The sequence below is a fragment of the Thermus caldifontis genome (assembly GCF_003336745.1).
GTDB lineage: Bacteria > Deinococcota > Deinococci > Deinococcales > Thermaceae > Thermus > Thermus caldifontis.
On the sequence record NZ_QGMX01000002.1, the window covers coordinates 255,042 to 268,116 of the forward strand.

The 13,075-nt window shown below is 65.7% G+C and carries 15 protein-coding genes; 9 read left to right on the forward strand and 6 right to left on the reverse strand.

The features are described from left to right. Window positions 1–155 precede the first annotated feature (155 nt). From purC to purF, 6 genes are read left to right on the forward strand one after another with little or no spacing between them, the layout of a single operon-like run. Window positions 156–851, forward strand: coding sequence for a phosphoribosylaminoimidazolesuccinocarboxamide synthase (gene purC / locus DK874_RS05110; RefSeq protein ID WP_114312943.1), 696 nt, complete (start codon window positions 156–158; stop codon window positions 849–851). A gap of 2 nt (window positions 852–853) precedes the next feature. Beyond that, window positions 854–1,108, forward strand: coding sequence for a phosphoribosylformylglycinamidine synthase subunit PurS (gene purS / locus DK874_RS05115; RefSeq protein WP_114312944.1), 255 nt, complete (start codon window positions 854–856; stop codon window positions 1,106–1,108). After that, on the forward strand, window positions 1,105–1,788 hold the full coding sequence (purQ, locus tag DK874_RS05120; RefSeq protein ID WP_114312945.1) for a phosphoribosylformylglycinamidine synthase subunit PurQ: 684 nt from the start codon (window positions 1,105–1,107) through the stop codon (window positions 1,786–1,788). Before purS ends, purQ begins: the two co-directional genes overlap by 4 nt. Then, window positions 1,785–2,498 (forward strand): HAD family hydrolase, encoded by a 714-nt coding sequence (locus tag DK874_RS05125; protein ID WP_114312946.1) that lies wholly within the window; start codon window positions 1,785–1,787, stop codon window positions 2,496–2,498. Before purQ ends, DK874_RS05125 begins: the two co-directional genes overlap by 4 nt. After that, window positions 2,498–4,675, forward strand: coding sequence for a phosphoribosylformylglycinamidine synthase subunit PurL (purL, locus tag DK874_RS05130; protein ID WP_114313017.1), 2,178 nt, complete (start codon window positions 2,498–2,500; stop codon window positions 4,673–4,675). Before DK874_RS05125 ends, purL begins: the two co-directional genes overlap by 1 nt. Further along, window positions 4,668–6,059 (forward strand): amidophosphoribosyltransferase, encoded by a 1,392-nt coding sequence (gene purF / locus DK874_RS05135; RefSeq protein ID WP_114312947.1) that lies wholly within the window; start codon window positions 4,668–4,670, stop codon window positions 6,057–6,059. The genes purL and purF overlap by 8 nt, the downstream gene beginning before the upstream one ends. A 140-nt stretch (window positions 6,060–6,199) precedes the next feature. On the opposite strand, the gene DK874_RS05140 is transcribed toward purF, so the two are convergent. Next, window positions 6,200–6,475 (reverse strand): hypothetical protein, encoded by a 276-nt coding sequence (locus tag DK874_RS05140; protein WP_114312948.1) that lies wholly within the window; start codon window positions 6,473–6,475, stop codon window positions 6,200–6,202. 104 nt (window positions 6,476–6,579) lie between these two features. Here DK874_RS05140 and glyA point away from each other — a divergent pair, with 104 nt between their 5' ends. The 3 genes from glyA to DK874_RS05155 are packed head-to-tail and all read left to right on the forward strand — an operon-like array spanning window position 6,580 to window position 9,796. After that, window positions 6,580–7,803, forward strand: a complete 1,224-nt coding sequence (gene glyA, locus DK874_RS05145) for a serine hydroxymethyltransferase (RefSeq protein ID WP_114313018.1) — start codon at window positions 6,580–6,582, stop codon at window positions 7,801–7,803. Window positions 7,804–7,813: 10 nt separating this feature from the next. Beyond that, the gene (gene recN, locus DK874_RS05150; RefSeq protein WP_114312949.1) at window positions 7,814–9,418 is read left to right on the forward strand and encodes a DNA repair protein RecN; all 1,605 of its coding nucleotides are present in this window, start codon (window positions 7,814–7,816) and stop codon (window positions 9,416–9,418) included. A 30-nt stretch (window positions 9,419–9,448) separates the two neighbouring features. Continuing rightward, entirely contained in the window at window positions 9,449–9,796 is a 348-nt protein-coding gene (locus DK874_RS05155; RefSeq protein ID WP_114312950.1) for a hypothetical protein, read from the forward strand. On the opposite strand, the gene DK874_RS05160 is transcribed toward DK874_RS05155, so the two are convergent. From DK874_RS05160 to gmk, 5 genes are read right to left on the reverse strand one after another with little or no spacing between them, the layout of a single operon-like run. Then, window positions 9,780–10,391 carry a MarC family protein gene (locus tag DK874_RS05160; RefSeq protein ID WP_114312951.1) on the reverse strand — a complete coding sequence of 204 codons (612 nt, stop codon included), beginning with the start codon at window positions 10,389–10,391 and terminating at the stop codon, window positions 9,780–9,782. The genes DK874_RS05155 and DK874_RS05160 overlap by 17 nt on opposite strands. 6 nt (window positions 10,392–10,397) lie before the next feature. Further along, window positions 10,398–10,874, reverse strand: coding sequence for an arginine repressor (gene argR, locus DK874_RS05165; RefSeq protein WP_114312952.1), 477 nt, complete (start codon window positions 10,872–10,874; stop codon window positions 10,398–10,400). A 10-nt stretch (window positions 10,875–10,884) separates the two neighbouring features. Next, on the reverse strand, window positions 10,885–12,075 hold the full coding sequence (gene coaBC / locus DK874_RS05170; RefSeq protein WP_114312953.1) for a bifunctional phosphopantothenoylcysteine decarboxylase/phosphopantothenate--cysteine ligase CoaBC: 1,191 nt from the start codon (window positions 12,073–12,075) through the stop codon (window positions 10,885–10,887). Then, window positions 12,076–12,375 carry a DNA-directed RNA polymerase subunit omega gene (gene rpoZ, locus DK874_RS05175; protein WP_114312954.1) on the reverse strand — a complete coding sequence of 100 codons (300 nt, stop codon included), beginning with the start codon at window positions 12,373–12,375 and terminating at the stop codon, window positions 12,076–12,078. Further along, entirely contained in the window at window positions 12,356–13,018 is a 663-nt protein-coding gene (gmk, locus tag DK874_RS05180) for a guanylate kinase (RefSeq protein WP_114312955.1), read from the reverse strand. Before gmk ends, rpoZ begins: the two co-directional genes overlap by 20 nt. Window positions 13,019–13,075: the final 57 nt, after the last annotated feature.

Consider the following 13,075-nt stretch of genomic DNA (forward strand, 5'->3'; position numbering starts at 1 on the left):
ACTCCCAATAACCACGGGGAATGCCAGGAAAGGTGACCCCAAGAGAGGCCAAAGGGGTATAGGAGCGGATCCCTTCAAGAGGGAACCCCTCCTCAATCCCGCACCCCCAGGGCTTAAAATGGGAGCCAAGAGGGGTAAGGCCCCTGAGGAGGCGCATGGAAAAGCTATACGAGGGCAAGGCAAAAATCCTCTACCCCGAAGGGCCAGACACCCTTCGGGTCTACTTCAAGGACGAGGCCACGGCCTTCAATGCGCAAAAGCGGGGGATCATCCCTGGGAAAGGGGTGGTGAACAACAAGGTTTCGGCCGCCCTCTTCCGCTACCTGGAGGCCCATGGGGTAAAGACCCACTTCCAGGAGGAAGTTTCCGACCGGGAGATGCGGGTCTTAAGGGTGGAGATCCTTCCCTTAGAGGTCATCCTCCGCTTCCGGGCAGCGGGGAGCTTCGCCAAGCGCTATGGGGTAAAGGAGGGCACTCCCCTAAAGGCCCCCTTGGTGGAGTTCTCCCTTAAGAGCGACCCCCTGGGCGACCCCCTGATCTGCCCTGAGGCCATCCTGGCCCTGGGCCTGGCGGGGGAGGAGGAACTTGGCCAGGTGAGGGCCACCACCCTGAAGGTGGGGGAGCTATTGCGGAACTTCTTCGCCCAAAGGGGGCTGGACCTTATTGACTTCAAGCTGGAGTTTGGGAAACGGGATGGGGAGATCCTCCTGGCCGACGAGATCTCCCCCGACACCATGCGCCTTTGGGACCAGAAGACGGGAGAACCCATGGACAAGGACCGCTTCCGCAAGGACCTGGGTGGGGTGGAGGAGGCCTACCAGGAGGTCCTGAGGCGGGTTCTAGAGGTGTAGCCATGCCCAGGTACCAGGCTACTTTGCTCATTGAGCTGAAAGACGGCATCCTGGACCCGCAAGGCCGGGCGGTGGAAGGGGTCTTGCAGGACCTAGGCCATCCCGTGGAGTCAGTGCGGGTGGGGAAGGTCTTGGAGATCGTCTTCCCCGCGGAAACCCTCCTGGAAGCAGAGGAGAAGGCCAAGGCCATGGGAAGACTCCTCACCAACCCGGTGATGGAGGTCTATACCCTCGAGGCCATAAAGGAACTCCCATGAAGTGGGCCATCGTCCGCTTTCCCGGCTCCAACTGCGACGAGGACGCCCGCTTCGCCTTGGAGAAGGCGGGCATAAAGGCGGAATACGTCTGGCACACGGAAAGGAGCCTAAAGGGCTTTGATGGGGTCTTCCTCCCCGGGGGGTTCAGCTACGGGGACTACCTGAGGGCCGGGGCCCTGGCGGCCAAGAGCCCGGTGATGGAGGAGGTAAGGCGCTTCGCCCGGGAGGGCCGCTGGGTGATCGGGGTCTGCAACGGCTTCCAGGTGCTCACGGAAGCCGGGATCCTCCCCGGGGCCCTTCTGGCCAACCTGAACCTCCACTTCACCTGCAAGGAGGTGGGGGTGCGGGTGGAGCGCACGGACCTCCCCTTCACCCGCCTTTACCAAAAGGGGCAGGTGCTCCGCTTGCCCATCGCCCACGCCGAGGGCCGCTACTATGCGGATGCAAAAACCCTGGCCCGGCTGGAGGGAGAAGGCCTGGTGGTCTTCCGCTACGCCCCCTTAAGGGGGGAGGCGGATTACAACCCTAACGGAAGCCTGAACGACATCGCCGGCATCACCAATGAAAGGGGCAACGTCCTGGGGATGATGCCCCACCCCGAGCGGGCGGTGGATGAGGTGTTGGGCGGTACGGATGGGCTCCCCTTGTTCTTAGGTCTTTTAGAGGAGGTAACGGCATGAAACCCAAGGCCATCACCTTTGACTTCTGGGGCACCCTCTTCACCGAGGGAAAGGCGTTTTTGGAAAGGGTCATGCCCGCCCGGTACGAGATCCTTCTGGACGCCCTATCCGAGGCCGGGCATCCGGCGGAGGAACACGAGGTGCGGGAGGCCTACCGGCAGGCGGCCCTCGCCTTTGAGGAGGCGTGGAAGGCCGGGGAGCACATGTCCGTATACGACCGGGTGGCCCGCATCTTCGCCCTCCTTGGGGCCCCCCACGACCCTGGGCTCATCGCCATCACCGCCAGGAAGCTGGAGGAAAGCTCCCTTTTGGTGGACCTCGAGCCCCTTCCGGGAGTAGAGGTCTTGAAGGAGCTGGCCCGCACCTACCCCCTGGCCTTGGTTTCCGACACCGGCCTCACCCCGGGCCGCCTCCTCCGGGAGCACCTGAGGCGGCAGGGTTTGGATGTGTTCCAGGCCTACAGCTTCTCGGATGAAACCGGCTATGTGAAACCGAAGCCCGAGGCCTTCAAGGTGGCCCTCGAGGCCCTGGGGGTGGCCCCGGAGGAGGCCCTGCACGTGGGCGACCTACCCCAGACGGACATCAAGGGGGCTTTTGCCACCGGCTACCCCTGGGCGGTCCAGTACGTGGGCTTGAGGGAGGTGAACGGGGAGGTCAAGCCCACCGCCAAGGTGAAAAGCCACCGGGAACTCCTTCCCCTTCTCCAGTGATGGAGACCCTGGCCCAGGAAATCGGCATCCCGGAAACCGAGTACCGGGAAATGGTGAAGCGGCTTGGGCGGGAGCCCAACCGGGTGGAGCTCTTCCTCTTCAAGGTGATGTGGAGCGAGCACTGCGCCTACAAGAACTCCCGGCCCCTCCTGAAGGGGCTACCCAAGGAGGGGGAGGCCGTGCTCCAGGGCCCCGGGGAGAACGCCGGCGTGGTGCGCATCGGGGAAGGCTTTGCGGTGGCCTTTAAGATCGAAAGCCATAACCACCCCTCCGCAGTGGAACCCCTCCAGGGAGCCGCCACCGGGGTGGGAGGGATCATCCGGGACATCATGAGCATGGGGGCCCGGCCCATCGCCCTTTTGGACTCCTTGCGCTTTGGTCCCCCGGAGGATCCCCGTAGCCGCTACCTCCTCAAAGGGGTGGTTTCCGGCATCGCCCACTATGGCAACGCCATCGGGGTGCCCACGGTGGGCGGGGACCTCTACTTCCACGAGGGCTACCAGGAAAACCCCCTGGTGAACGCCATGTGCCTGGGGCTTCTAAAGGAGGAACACCTTAGGCGGAGCCGGGCCTCCCTGGGCCGGCCCGTCTACTATGCGGGGGCCAAGACGGGAAGGGACGGGATCGGGGGGGCCGCCTTCGCCAGCCGGGAGCTTTCCGAGGACAAGGAGGAGGACCGGCCGGCGGTCCAGGTGGGGGACCCCTTTTTGGGGAAGCTTCTCCTGGAGGCCACCCTCGAGGCCATAGAAAAGGACCTGGTGGAAGGCGTCCAAGACATGGGGGCCGCAGGGCTCACCAGTAGCCTCTCGGAGCTGGCCTTCAAGTCGGGCCTCGGGGTGGAGCTGGACCTGGACCGCGTCCCCACCCGGGAAAGGGATATGGGGCCCATAGAACTCCTTCTCTCCGAAAGCCAGGAGCGCATGGTCCTGGTGCCCAAGGAGGGCAAGGAAAAGGAGCTGGAGGAGGTCTTTAGGCGGTGGGGCCTGGACTGCGTGCCCGTGGCCCGCACCATCCCCGAGAGGGTCTTCCGCGTCCTCTACCGGGGCGAGGTGGTGGCCGAAGTCCCCACCGAGGCCCTGGCCGAGGCCCCCACCTACGTGCGCGTGGGAAGGGAGGACCCCGAGATCCAAAGGCTCCGGGAGAAACCCCTCCCCCCCCTCACCGCCGATCCCCAGGAGGTCCTCCCCCGGCTCCTCGCCTCCCCCAACCTGGCAAGCCGGGAAGCGGTTTATGAGCGGTACGACCACCAGGTGGGAACCCGCACCGCCCTGGTGCCGGGCAAGGGGGATGCGGCGGTGCTCTGGGTGAAGGGAACCCACCTGGGTATCGCCGCCAAGGTGGACCAGAACCCCCGGTATAGCCGCCTCCATCCCCGGCTTGGAGCCATGCACGCCTTGGCCGAGGCCTGCCGCAACGTGAGCGTGGTGGGGGCAAGGCCTTTGGCCTACACCGATGGCCTCAACCTGGGAAGCCCGGAAACCCCAGAAGGGTACTACGAGCTTCAGGAAACCATCGTTGGCCTCCGAGAGGCCAGCGAGGCCCTGGGGGTGCCGGTGGTTTCCGGGAACGTGTCCCTCTACAACGAAAGCGGGGGCCGGCGCATCCCCCCCACGGCCATGGTGGGGGTGGTGGGGGTCTTGGACGTGAGGAGGCGGGCGGAGATGGGCTTCCGCCGCCCGGGAGAGGTCATCGTCCTCCTCGGGGAGGAAGGGGGAGAGTTTGGGGGAAGCGAGGTCTTGTACCTGCTTGCCGGCCTCGAGGCGGGCCACCCGCCCCGGCTGGACCTGGAGCGGGAAAGAGGGGTGCAGGAGGCCATCCGGGAGCTCATCGCCCTGGGCCTCACCCGCACCGCCCACGACCTGGCGGAAGGGGGGCTTTTGCTGGCCCTGGCGGAGATGACCTTCCCCTATGGCCTTGGGGCCACGGTGGAGGTGCGCACCCCAGGTCTAGCCGCCCTCTTCGGCGAGGCCCCAAGCCGCATCCTCTTCACCGTGGCCAAGGAACACCTCAAGGAGGCCACCTTCCGCCTGGAGGAGCTGGGCCTCCCCTACCGGGTGCTGGGGGAAACCGGGGGGCCTACCCTCACGGTCCTCACCCCAGAAGGGGTGCTAGAGTGGAGGGTGCAGGACCTGGTGGAGGCCTGGAAGAAGCCCCTCAGGGAGGTCTTGGATGGATAAGCCACAGGAGGAATGCGGGGTCCTGGGGATCTACAGCCAAGCGCCCCTGGACATGGCCGGGCTTTTGCACCTGGGTCTCCTCGCCCTCCAGCACCGGGGGCAGGAGGCGGCAGGGATGGCCGTATCGGACGGGAAGGAGTTCTTGGTGGAAAAGGATTTGGGCCTGGTGAATCAGGTCTTCACCGAGGAAAGGCTTTCCCGCCTGAGGCTTCCCGGGGCCCGACTGGGCCTGGCCCACACCCGCTACTCCACCACCGGCTCCAACCTGCGCTTCAACGCCCAGCCCCTCACCGCCCGCACCGCCCACGGGGTCTTGGCCATCGCCCACAATGGCAACTTCACCAACGCCAAGCCCCTCCGTGACTGGCTCCTTGGGGAAGGGGCCACCTTCCAAAGCACCTCGGACACCGAGGTGATGCTCCTCCTCCTGGCCCGCCTGGGCTACCTCCCCCTTCCCCAGGCGGCCGCCGAGGCCATGAAGGTCCTGGAAGGGGGGTATGCCATCCTCCTCATGGACCGCAAAACCGTGGTGGCCCTCCGGGATCCCCACGGGGTGCGGCCCCTGGCCATCGGCAAACTCCCCCAGGGCTTTGCCTTTGCCTCCGAGCCCCCAGCCTTGGAGCTCATGGGGGCCCAGTACCTAAGGGACGTGCGCCCGGGGGAGGTGGTCTGGGTGGAGGAAGGGGAACTCCAAAGCCTCCAAGCCCTCCCGCCAAATCCCGCCCCTTGCGCCTTTGAATGGATCTACTTCGCAAGGCCCGACAGCCTGCTGGATGGGGTGGAAGCCTACGAGGCCCGGGTGCGCATGGGCATGGAGCTTTTCCGGGAGGCCCCGGCGGAGGCGGACATGGTGGTACCCGTACCCGATTCCGGCATCGGGGCGGCGGTGGGCTACGCCCGCGCAAGCGGCCTCCCTCTGGAGTACGGCCTCTACAAAAACCCCTACGCGGGCCGCACCTTCATCCAGCCCACCCAGGCGCTACGGGACCTGAAGACCCGCTTGAAGCTTTCCCCCACCTCGGCGGTGCGGGGTAAGCGGGTGGTGCTCATCGACGATTCCATCGTACGGGGCACCACCAGCCGCCACATCGTGGCCATGCTGAAGGAGGCCGGAGCCGTGGAGGTCCACTTCCGGGTCTCCAGCCCCCCCATCCGCTTCCCCTGCTACTACGGGATCGACACCGCCGCCCGCAAGGAGCTCATCGCCGCCGAGAAGAGCGTGGAGGAAATCCGGGCCTACATCGGGGCGGACACCCTGGCCTTCCTTTCTGAGGAGGGGGTGAAGAGGGCCATAGGAGGCCCCGTATGCCTGGCCTGCTTCAACGGCCGCTACCCCGCCGGGGTGCCTGCGGAAGGGGAAAAACTGGCCCTGGAAATCCCCTAGGGCTCCCCCCGGTGGGAGGCATTAAACCACCCCACCCTGGCTTGCGCCAGGGTGGGGGCCCCGGAAAGGGCCTCCGGTAGGCGTCATCTCGTTGGGGCTTAGCGAAGGAAACAAAGCGAAGGAAACAAGAGGAAAGGGTATTAGCCCTTCCTGGCCACTCCCCGGCCCAGGACAAACCCCCCTCCAAGGCCCAGAAGAAACCCCAGCAGCAGGAAGACAAAGGCGAAGGCGCCCGTGGAAGCCAGGTGCCAGCCGAAGAACCAGTAGCTGCACACCGCATACCGCTCCACCTGGACCCGGACCAGCTCCGGTAGGTCGCGGCTCGAGGTGAAGTTGATGAGAATAATGGCCACAAGCAGGATAACCAGGGTCAGGACAAGCCCCCACTTCAAAATCGGGAGAACGCTTCCTCTCATAGCCCCAGCTTACCAAGGGAGGCGCCCTCCTTGGGGTCCATCCACCCCTTAAGGCCATGGTCCGGAACCTAGCCCCACCCTGGCCCAGGCCCTATAATCGGCCTATGGTCAGGACCAGCTTAAGGGACGAGGCCCTCTTTCGGCTCATCGCCCTGGAGGAGAAGCGGCAGCGGGAAGGCCTGGAGCTCATCGCCAGCGAGAACTTCGTCTCCGCCCAGGTGCGGGAGGCGGTGGGCAGCGTTCTCACCAACAAGTATGCGGAAGGTTACCCCGGGGCCCGGTACTACGGGGGGTGCGAGATCATCGACCAGGTGGAAAGCCTGGCCATAGAGCGGGCCAAGGAACTCTTCGGCGCCGCCTGGGCCAATGTCCAGCCCCACTCTGGCTCCCAGGCCAACATGGCGGTGTACATGGCCCTCATGGAGCCGGGGGATACCCTCATGGGCATGGACCTGGCCGCTGGGGGGCACCTCACCCACGGCTCCAAGGTGAACTTCTCGGGAAAGCTCTATAGGGTGGTCTCCTACGGGGTCCGGCCCGACACCGAGCTCATCGACCTCGAGGAGGTGCGCCGTTTGGCCCTAGAGCACCGCCCCAAGGTGATCGTGGCGGGCGCCAGCGCCTACCCCCGCTTCTGGGACTTTAAGGCCTTCCGGGAGATCGCCGAGGAGGTGGGGGCCTACCTGGTGGTGGACATGGCCCACTTCGCCGGCCTGGTGGCGGCGGGGCTCCACCCGAATCCCCTTCCTCACGCCCACGTGGTCACCAGCACCACCCACAAGACCCTAAGGGGTCCTAGGGGCGGGCTTATTCTTTCCAATGACCTCGAGCTGGGCAAGAGGATAGACAAGCTCATCTTCCCCGGCATCCAAGGGGGGCCTCTGGAACACGTGATCGCTGGCAAGGCGGTGGCCTTCTTTGAGGCCCTGCAACCCGAGTTCCAGGAGTATAGCCGCCTGGTGGTGGAAAACGCCAAGCACCTGGCGGAAGAGCTTGCCCAAAGGGGCTACCGCATCGTCACCGGAGGCACCGACAACCACCTTTTCCTGGTGGACCTCCGCCCCAAGGGCCTAACGGGCAAGGAAGCGGAGGAGAAGCTGGATGCCGTGGGCATCACCGTCAACAAAAACGCCATCCCCTTTGACCCCAAGCCTCCCCGGGTCACCTCCGGCATCCGCATCGGCACCCCCGCCATCACCACCCGGGGCTTCACCCCCGAGGAGATGCCCCTGGTGGCGGAACTGATCGACCGGGCCCTCATGGAAGGCCCTTCGGAAACCCTAAGGGAAGAGGTGCGGCGGCTCGCCCTGGCCCATCCCATGCCCTAAACTGGGAAGGATGCTGAAACGCCTCGAGGTGCGCAACCTCGCCGTGATCCGCGAGGCTACCCTGGAGCTGGGCCCTGGGCTGAATGTCCTCACCGGGGAAACCGGGGCGGGGAAAAGCCTATTGGTGGACGCCTTGGCCCTCCTCCTTGGGGCCAGGTCCGAGGGGCTTTTGGGGCCTTTTGGCGATAGCCTCCTGGTGACCGCTTTCTTCCAGGGTGAGGGCGAGGAGCGCATCCTTTCCCGCCGCATGGGAGGCCGCTCCACCCCGCGGATCGATGGGGAGGTGGTAAGCCTCAAAGAGCTGCAAGAGGAAGGGGAACGATGGCTCTCCCTTCACGCCCAGCACACCGCCATCGCCCTCCTCTCCCCCAAAAGGCAGCGGGAGCTTCTGGATGCCCTTTTGCCCAAAGACCTCCTGGAGGCCTACGGGGAGGCTTACAGGAAATACCAGGCCCTCCTCATGGAAAAACGAGCCCTGGAGGAGGCCTTAAGGGCCAAGGCGGAGCGGGAAGACCTCCTGCGCTTCCAGCTCAAGGAGATCCAGGAGGCGAACCCCAGGCCCGGCGAGGACCAGGAGCTGGAGGCCGAGGCGCAAAGGCTTCGCCATCTGGAAGCCCTAAGGGAGCGCTCCGGAAAAGCCTACGCCCTCCTGGCGGAGGGGGGCGCCCTGGATCTTCTTCAGGCGACCCTGCGGGAGCTGAGGGCGGGAAGCCGCTTTGACCCAGCCCTGGAGGCCCTAGCCCGGGACCTGGAGGTGGCGCTGGAAGGAGGCCGGGCCGTGGCCAGGGAGCTGGAGGACTACCTGGAAAGCCTGGAGGGAGACCCCAGCCGTCTGGCCCGGCTGGAGGAACGCTTGAGCCTTTTGGAAAGGCTCAAGCGCAAGTACGGGCCCACCTTGGAGGAGGTCCTGCGCTACGGGGAAAGGGCCCAGGAGGAGCTGAAGGCCCTGGAGGGAGGGGAAGAGCGGCTTTTGCAGCTGGAAAGGGCTTTGGCGCTGGCCTCGGAGGCCCTCTTCAAGGCGGGAGAGCGCCTTTCCCAAGCCCGCCTCGAGGCGGCAAGGCGGCTGGAAAAGGAGATGGCGGCGGAGCTTCCCACCCTGGGCTTTCCCAAAGCCCGCTTCCAGGTGGAGCTAAAGCCCCTCCCCGAACCCGGACCCCAGGGCCTGGAAGAGGTCCTCTTTCGCTTCTCCGCCAACCCCCACCTCCCCCCCGCTCCCCTTTCCGCAGCCAGCGGCGGGGAGCTTTCCCGCATCGCCCTGGCCCTCGCCCTCCTCACCGGGGCCGAGGCCCCCACGGTGGTCTTTGACGAGGTGGACGCCGGCATAGGGGGGGAAACCGCCTGGAAGGTGGCGGAAAGGCTCGCTCGCCTGGGCCAGGTCCGGCAGGTCCTGGTGGTCACCCACCTGCCCCAGATCGCCGCCCGTGCGGCAAGGCACCTGAGGGTGGCAAAGGTGGGAGAGGAGGTGCGGGTGGAGGTGCTGGAAGGGGAAAAGCGGATACGGGAACTCGCCCGCCTCCTCTCCGGCCAGTACACCGAGGCCGCCTTGGCCCACGCCCGCCTCCTTCTGGAAGGAAGCGGCCTGCCTAGCCAAGGTTGGGTGGAGGCGCAGGAATGAATCCCCTAGAGGCCCCCTACCCCGTCTATCTTGTCCGGCAGAAACCGGGCTCCCAGGAACAATAACCCCCTGGCCGAAGGCCTTCCCCTCCCCCAAGGGGACATCCTGGAGGTGGGGGCAAAGACCTACCAGGTGGTGCGCCTGCCCGCTTGCGAGGGCACCTACCTGCTTCTCCTCGAGGTCAGCCACCTGGCCGTGCGGGTCAAGGCTTACCAAAGCCTCCTCCAGGTGCTGAAGGGGCTCATGCAACACGAGGAGCCGGAAGGCCTTCTTAAGGACCTGATCCGCGAAGCGGTGGAAGGGGATGACCTGGGAGCCCTCCTGAAGGAGGCCGATGGGCGCATGTACCAGGCCAAGAGGGCTAAAACAGGGCTTTGACCCCGTCGGCCACGTACTGCACCGCCAAAGCGGCCAGGAGAATCCCCAGGACCCGGGTCACCACGTTCACCCCCGTGCGCCCCAGGGCCCGGCGCACCTGGGCGGCAAGCCGAAGGAAAAAGTAGGCCAGGGCCAGGACCAGAAATACCGTGAGGAGGACCACAACGTAACCCAGGGGCTCCTTCCGGGCCTCTGCGGCCAGGATGAGGACGCTGGCCAAGGCTCCGGGACCAGCGATCAAAGGGATGGCCAGGGGAAAGACGGAGATATCCGCCCGGAGGCGGGCCTCGTCTTTCTCCTCCTCCGTTTCCCGCTCATGGTGGGCAAACACCATCTCGGTGGCGATGCGGAAAAGGAGGATGCCCCCGGCGATGCGCAGGGCCTCGAGGCTGATCCCCAGGTAGCCAAGAAGCCCCCTTCCAAAGAGAAAGAAGGAGACCAAAAGCCCCCCCGCCACCAACACCGCCTTCCTGGCGATCTGGGCCTGCTTCCTCGGGGGGCGGTCCCCGGCTAGGGCCAGGAAAACCGGCACCAGCCCCACCGGGTCCACCACCACGAAGAGGGTGAGGAAGGATTTGAGGAAAAGCTCCAGCACGAAAGCCTAAAGACGCATCTTTCCCGCCACGAGAAGCTCCCCGAACTCCTGCTCCAGGGCCTTGGCCCCCTCCTCGGTCCGGGCCACCACCAGGATGGTATCCTCCCCCGCCAGGGTGCCCACGATCTCGTCCCGCTTAAGGCGGTCCAGCAAAAGGGCAATGCCCGAGGCGTGGCCCTCTGCGGTCTTCACCACCAGGATATTCCCTCCCCGGTCCACGTCCCTGACGAAAAGGCCAAACTGCCGTTTCAGCTCCTCATACACGTCCTCGGGGAGCTCCACGGAGGGAAGGGCGTACTTGTGCCGCCCCTTGCCCAGGGAAACCCGGGCCAGCCTCAGCTCGGCGATGTCCCGGCTCACCGTGGCCTGGGTCACCTCAAAACCCAGCTGCCTCAGGCGTTCCACCAGCTCCTTCTGCGTGCCGATCTCCTCCCGGCTCACGATCTCCTGTATGGCGCGGTGCCGCTCCGCCTTGTTCCCCATAACCACCCCTTCAATCTTTCCAAAACTCTTTGAGCACATCCAGTATACGGTCCGCCACCTGCCGCTTTTTCATACGGGGAAGCTCCAGCACCCGGCCATCCCGGAGGATGAGCACCACCTCGTTCTCCACGCTGCCAAAACCCACGCCTTCCCGGTTAACCCAGTTGAGGACGATGAGGTCCAGGTTCTTGCGGTGGAGCTTTTCCCTGGCCCGCTCCAGGCCTTCCCCGGTCTCCATGGCAAAGCCCACCAGGACCCTTTCCCCCTTGTTCTCCCCAAGCTCTTTAAGGATGTCGGGGTTGGGAAGGAGGCGGAGGGTCTTCTCCGCCGCCACCTTAGGCTCCTTCTCCCTGCTCACCTCCGCCGGGCGGTAGTCGGCCACCGCCGCCGCCATCACCACCCCTTGGGCCCAAGGGTAGCGTTCTAGGATGGCCTGGCGCATCTCCAAGGCGCTTTCCACCTCCACCCTCTCCACGCCCCAGGGAGCGGGCAAGGCGGTGGGCCCGGAGACCAGGACCACCTCCGCCCCCCGGTCCCGGGCGGCTTCGGCCACGGCATAGCCCATGCGGCCCGAGGAGGGGTTGGAAAGAAAGCGCACCGGGTCCAGGTACTCCCGGGTGGGGCCGGCAGACACCAGAAGCCTCAGGCCCTTAAGGTCCTTGGGGGTAAGGAAGGCCTGAAGCCTCTCCAAAAGCTCTTCAGGCTCCAGCATCCTTCCCCACCCCTCCCCCTCCCCCACCGCCGCCAAGGGGCCGTAGGCGGGACCAAAAAGGGCATGGCCTAGGGCCTCGAGGCTCCTCGCATGCTCCTGGGTCTTGGGGGCAAGCCACATGGCCTCGTTCATGGCCGGGGCCCAGGCCACCCTCTTGGCCCCCGCCAAGAGGGTGGCGGAAAGGAGGTCATCCGCCAGGCCCAAGGCGGCCTTGGCCATGGCGTCTGCGGTGGCCGGAGCCACCAGGACCACATCGGCCCAGCGGGCCAGCTCTATATGTAAGGCCCGGCCATCGGGCCTGAACCAGGCCTCCTCCGTGGCCACCTCCCCCCCGGCGGCCACCGCCAGGGAAAGGGGGGTGACGAACTCCAGGGCCCTGGGGGTAGCCAGGACCCGCACCTCGTGTCCCTGGGCCCTGAGGAGGCGGAGGAGGTGGGGGGCCTTGATGGCCGCCACCCCCCCCGTCACCGCCACCAGGACCCGGGCCACCTACGCCTCCTCTTCCACCGGGTAAAGCTTCTCCATCTCCCTCTGCAGGCGGTCCTCGGGCACCAGGTTCTCCCCGAAGACCAGCCTCCCCGTCAAAAGCTCCTTCATGGCCCAGGTGACGGGGTTGGGGTCGTCAAAAAGGCCCTCGAGGGTCCGCATCTTGGGCCTCTCCTCCGGCTCCAACACGGTGTTCTTAAAGCGGTGGCGCAGAAGTTGCTCCGCCCGTTTGGCCACCACCACGGTGAGCCGGTACTTGGAATCCACCATGCCAAAAAGCGTGTCAATCCCGGGTTCCGCCATAACTCCTCCGCAGAATCTCGTCCAGCTCGGCTTCCAGGTCCTTATCCCGCTTGAGGGCCCTCTCCAAGGCGGCGCCCATCCTGGGGGTGCGCCGCCTCTCGGCGGTGAGGATGGCCAGGAAATCGGCCACCGCCTCCTCCAGCACCTCGTTCACCACCACGTAATCGAAGAGATGGGCGTTCTGGATCTCCCACTCCGCCTGCTTCAGCCGCTTCTCGATCTTATCGGGGCTATCCTTGCCCCGGTAGACCAGGCGCCGCTTCAGCTCGGAAAGGGAGGGGGGCAGGAGGAAGATGAGGACCGCTTCGGGCATCTTCTTGCGCACCTGCAGGGCCCCCTGCACCTCAATCTCCAAGAGGACATCCTCCCCCCGGGCCAGGGCCCGCTCCACCGGGGCCCTTGGGGTGCCGTAAAGGTGCCCCACGTACTCGGCATGCTCCAAAAACCCATCCTCCCGGAGCAAGGCCTCAAAGCTGGCCCTATCCACGAAGTAGTAGTCCACCCCATCCCGTTCCCCCGGGCGGGGGGGGCGGGTGGTCATGGAGATGGAGTAGAAGAGGCGGGTGCGTTCCAGCACCTTGGCCCGCACCGTACCCTTGCCCACCCCGCTGGCCCCGGTCATGACGAAAAGGCGGCCCCCCATACCCTTCACCCCGGGAGGATACCAAAGCCACCCCGAAGAGGCAAGGATTTTTGTGAT

Bases quoted from the DNA above. Each gene is read 5' to 3' on its own strand.
- purL (WP_114313017.1), top strand. From the start codon at position 2,498: ATGGAGACCCTGGCCCAGGAAATCGGCATCCCGGAAACCGAGTACCGG.
- DK874_RS05140 (WP_114312948.1), bottom strand. From the start codon at position 6,475: ATGAGAGGAAGCGTTCTCCCGATTTTGAAGTGGGGGCTTGTCCTGACC.
- argR (WP_114312952.1), bottom strand. From the start codon at position 10,874: ATGGGGAACAAGGCGGAGCGGCACCGCGCCATACAGGAGATCGTGAGC.
- DK874_RS05125 (WP_114312946.1), top strand. From the start codon at position 1,785: ATGAAACCCAAGGCCATCACCTTTGACTTCTGGGGCACCCTCTTCACC.
- purF (WP_114312947.1), top strand. From the start codon at position 4,668: ATGGATAAGCCACAGGAGGAATGCGGGGTCCTGGGGATCTACAGCCAA.
- purS (WP_114312944.1), top strand. From the start codon at position 854: ATGCCCAGGTACCAGGCTACTTTGCTCATTGAGCTGAAAGACGGCATC.
- glyA (WP_114313018.1), top strand. From the start codon at position 6,580: ATGGTCAGGACCAGCTTAAGGGACGAGGCCCTCTTTCGGCTCATCGCC.
- purC (WP_114312943.1), top strand. From the start codon at position 156: ATGGAAAAGCTATACGAGGGCAAGGCAAAAATCCTCTACCCCGAAGGG.
- recN (WP_114312949.1), top strand. From the start codon at position 7,814: ATGCTGAAACGCCTCGAGGTGCGCAACCTCGCCGTGATCCGCGAGGCT.
- rpoZ (WP_114312954.1), bottom strand. From the start codon at position 12,375: ATGGCGGAACCCGGGATTGACACGCTTTTTGGCATGGTGGATTCCAAG.
- gmk (WP_114312955.1), bottom strand. From the start codon at position 13,018: ATGGGGGGCCGCCTTTTCGTCATGACCGGGGCCAGCGGGGTGGGCAAG.
- purQ (WP_114312945.1), top strand. From the start codon at position 1,105: ATGAAGTGGGCCATCGTCCGCTTTCCCGGCTCCAACTGCGACGAGGAC.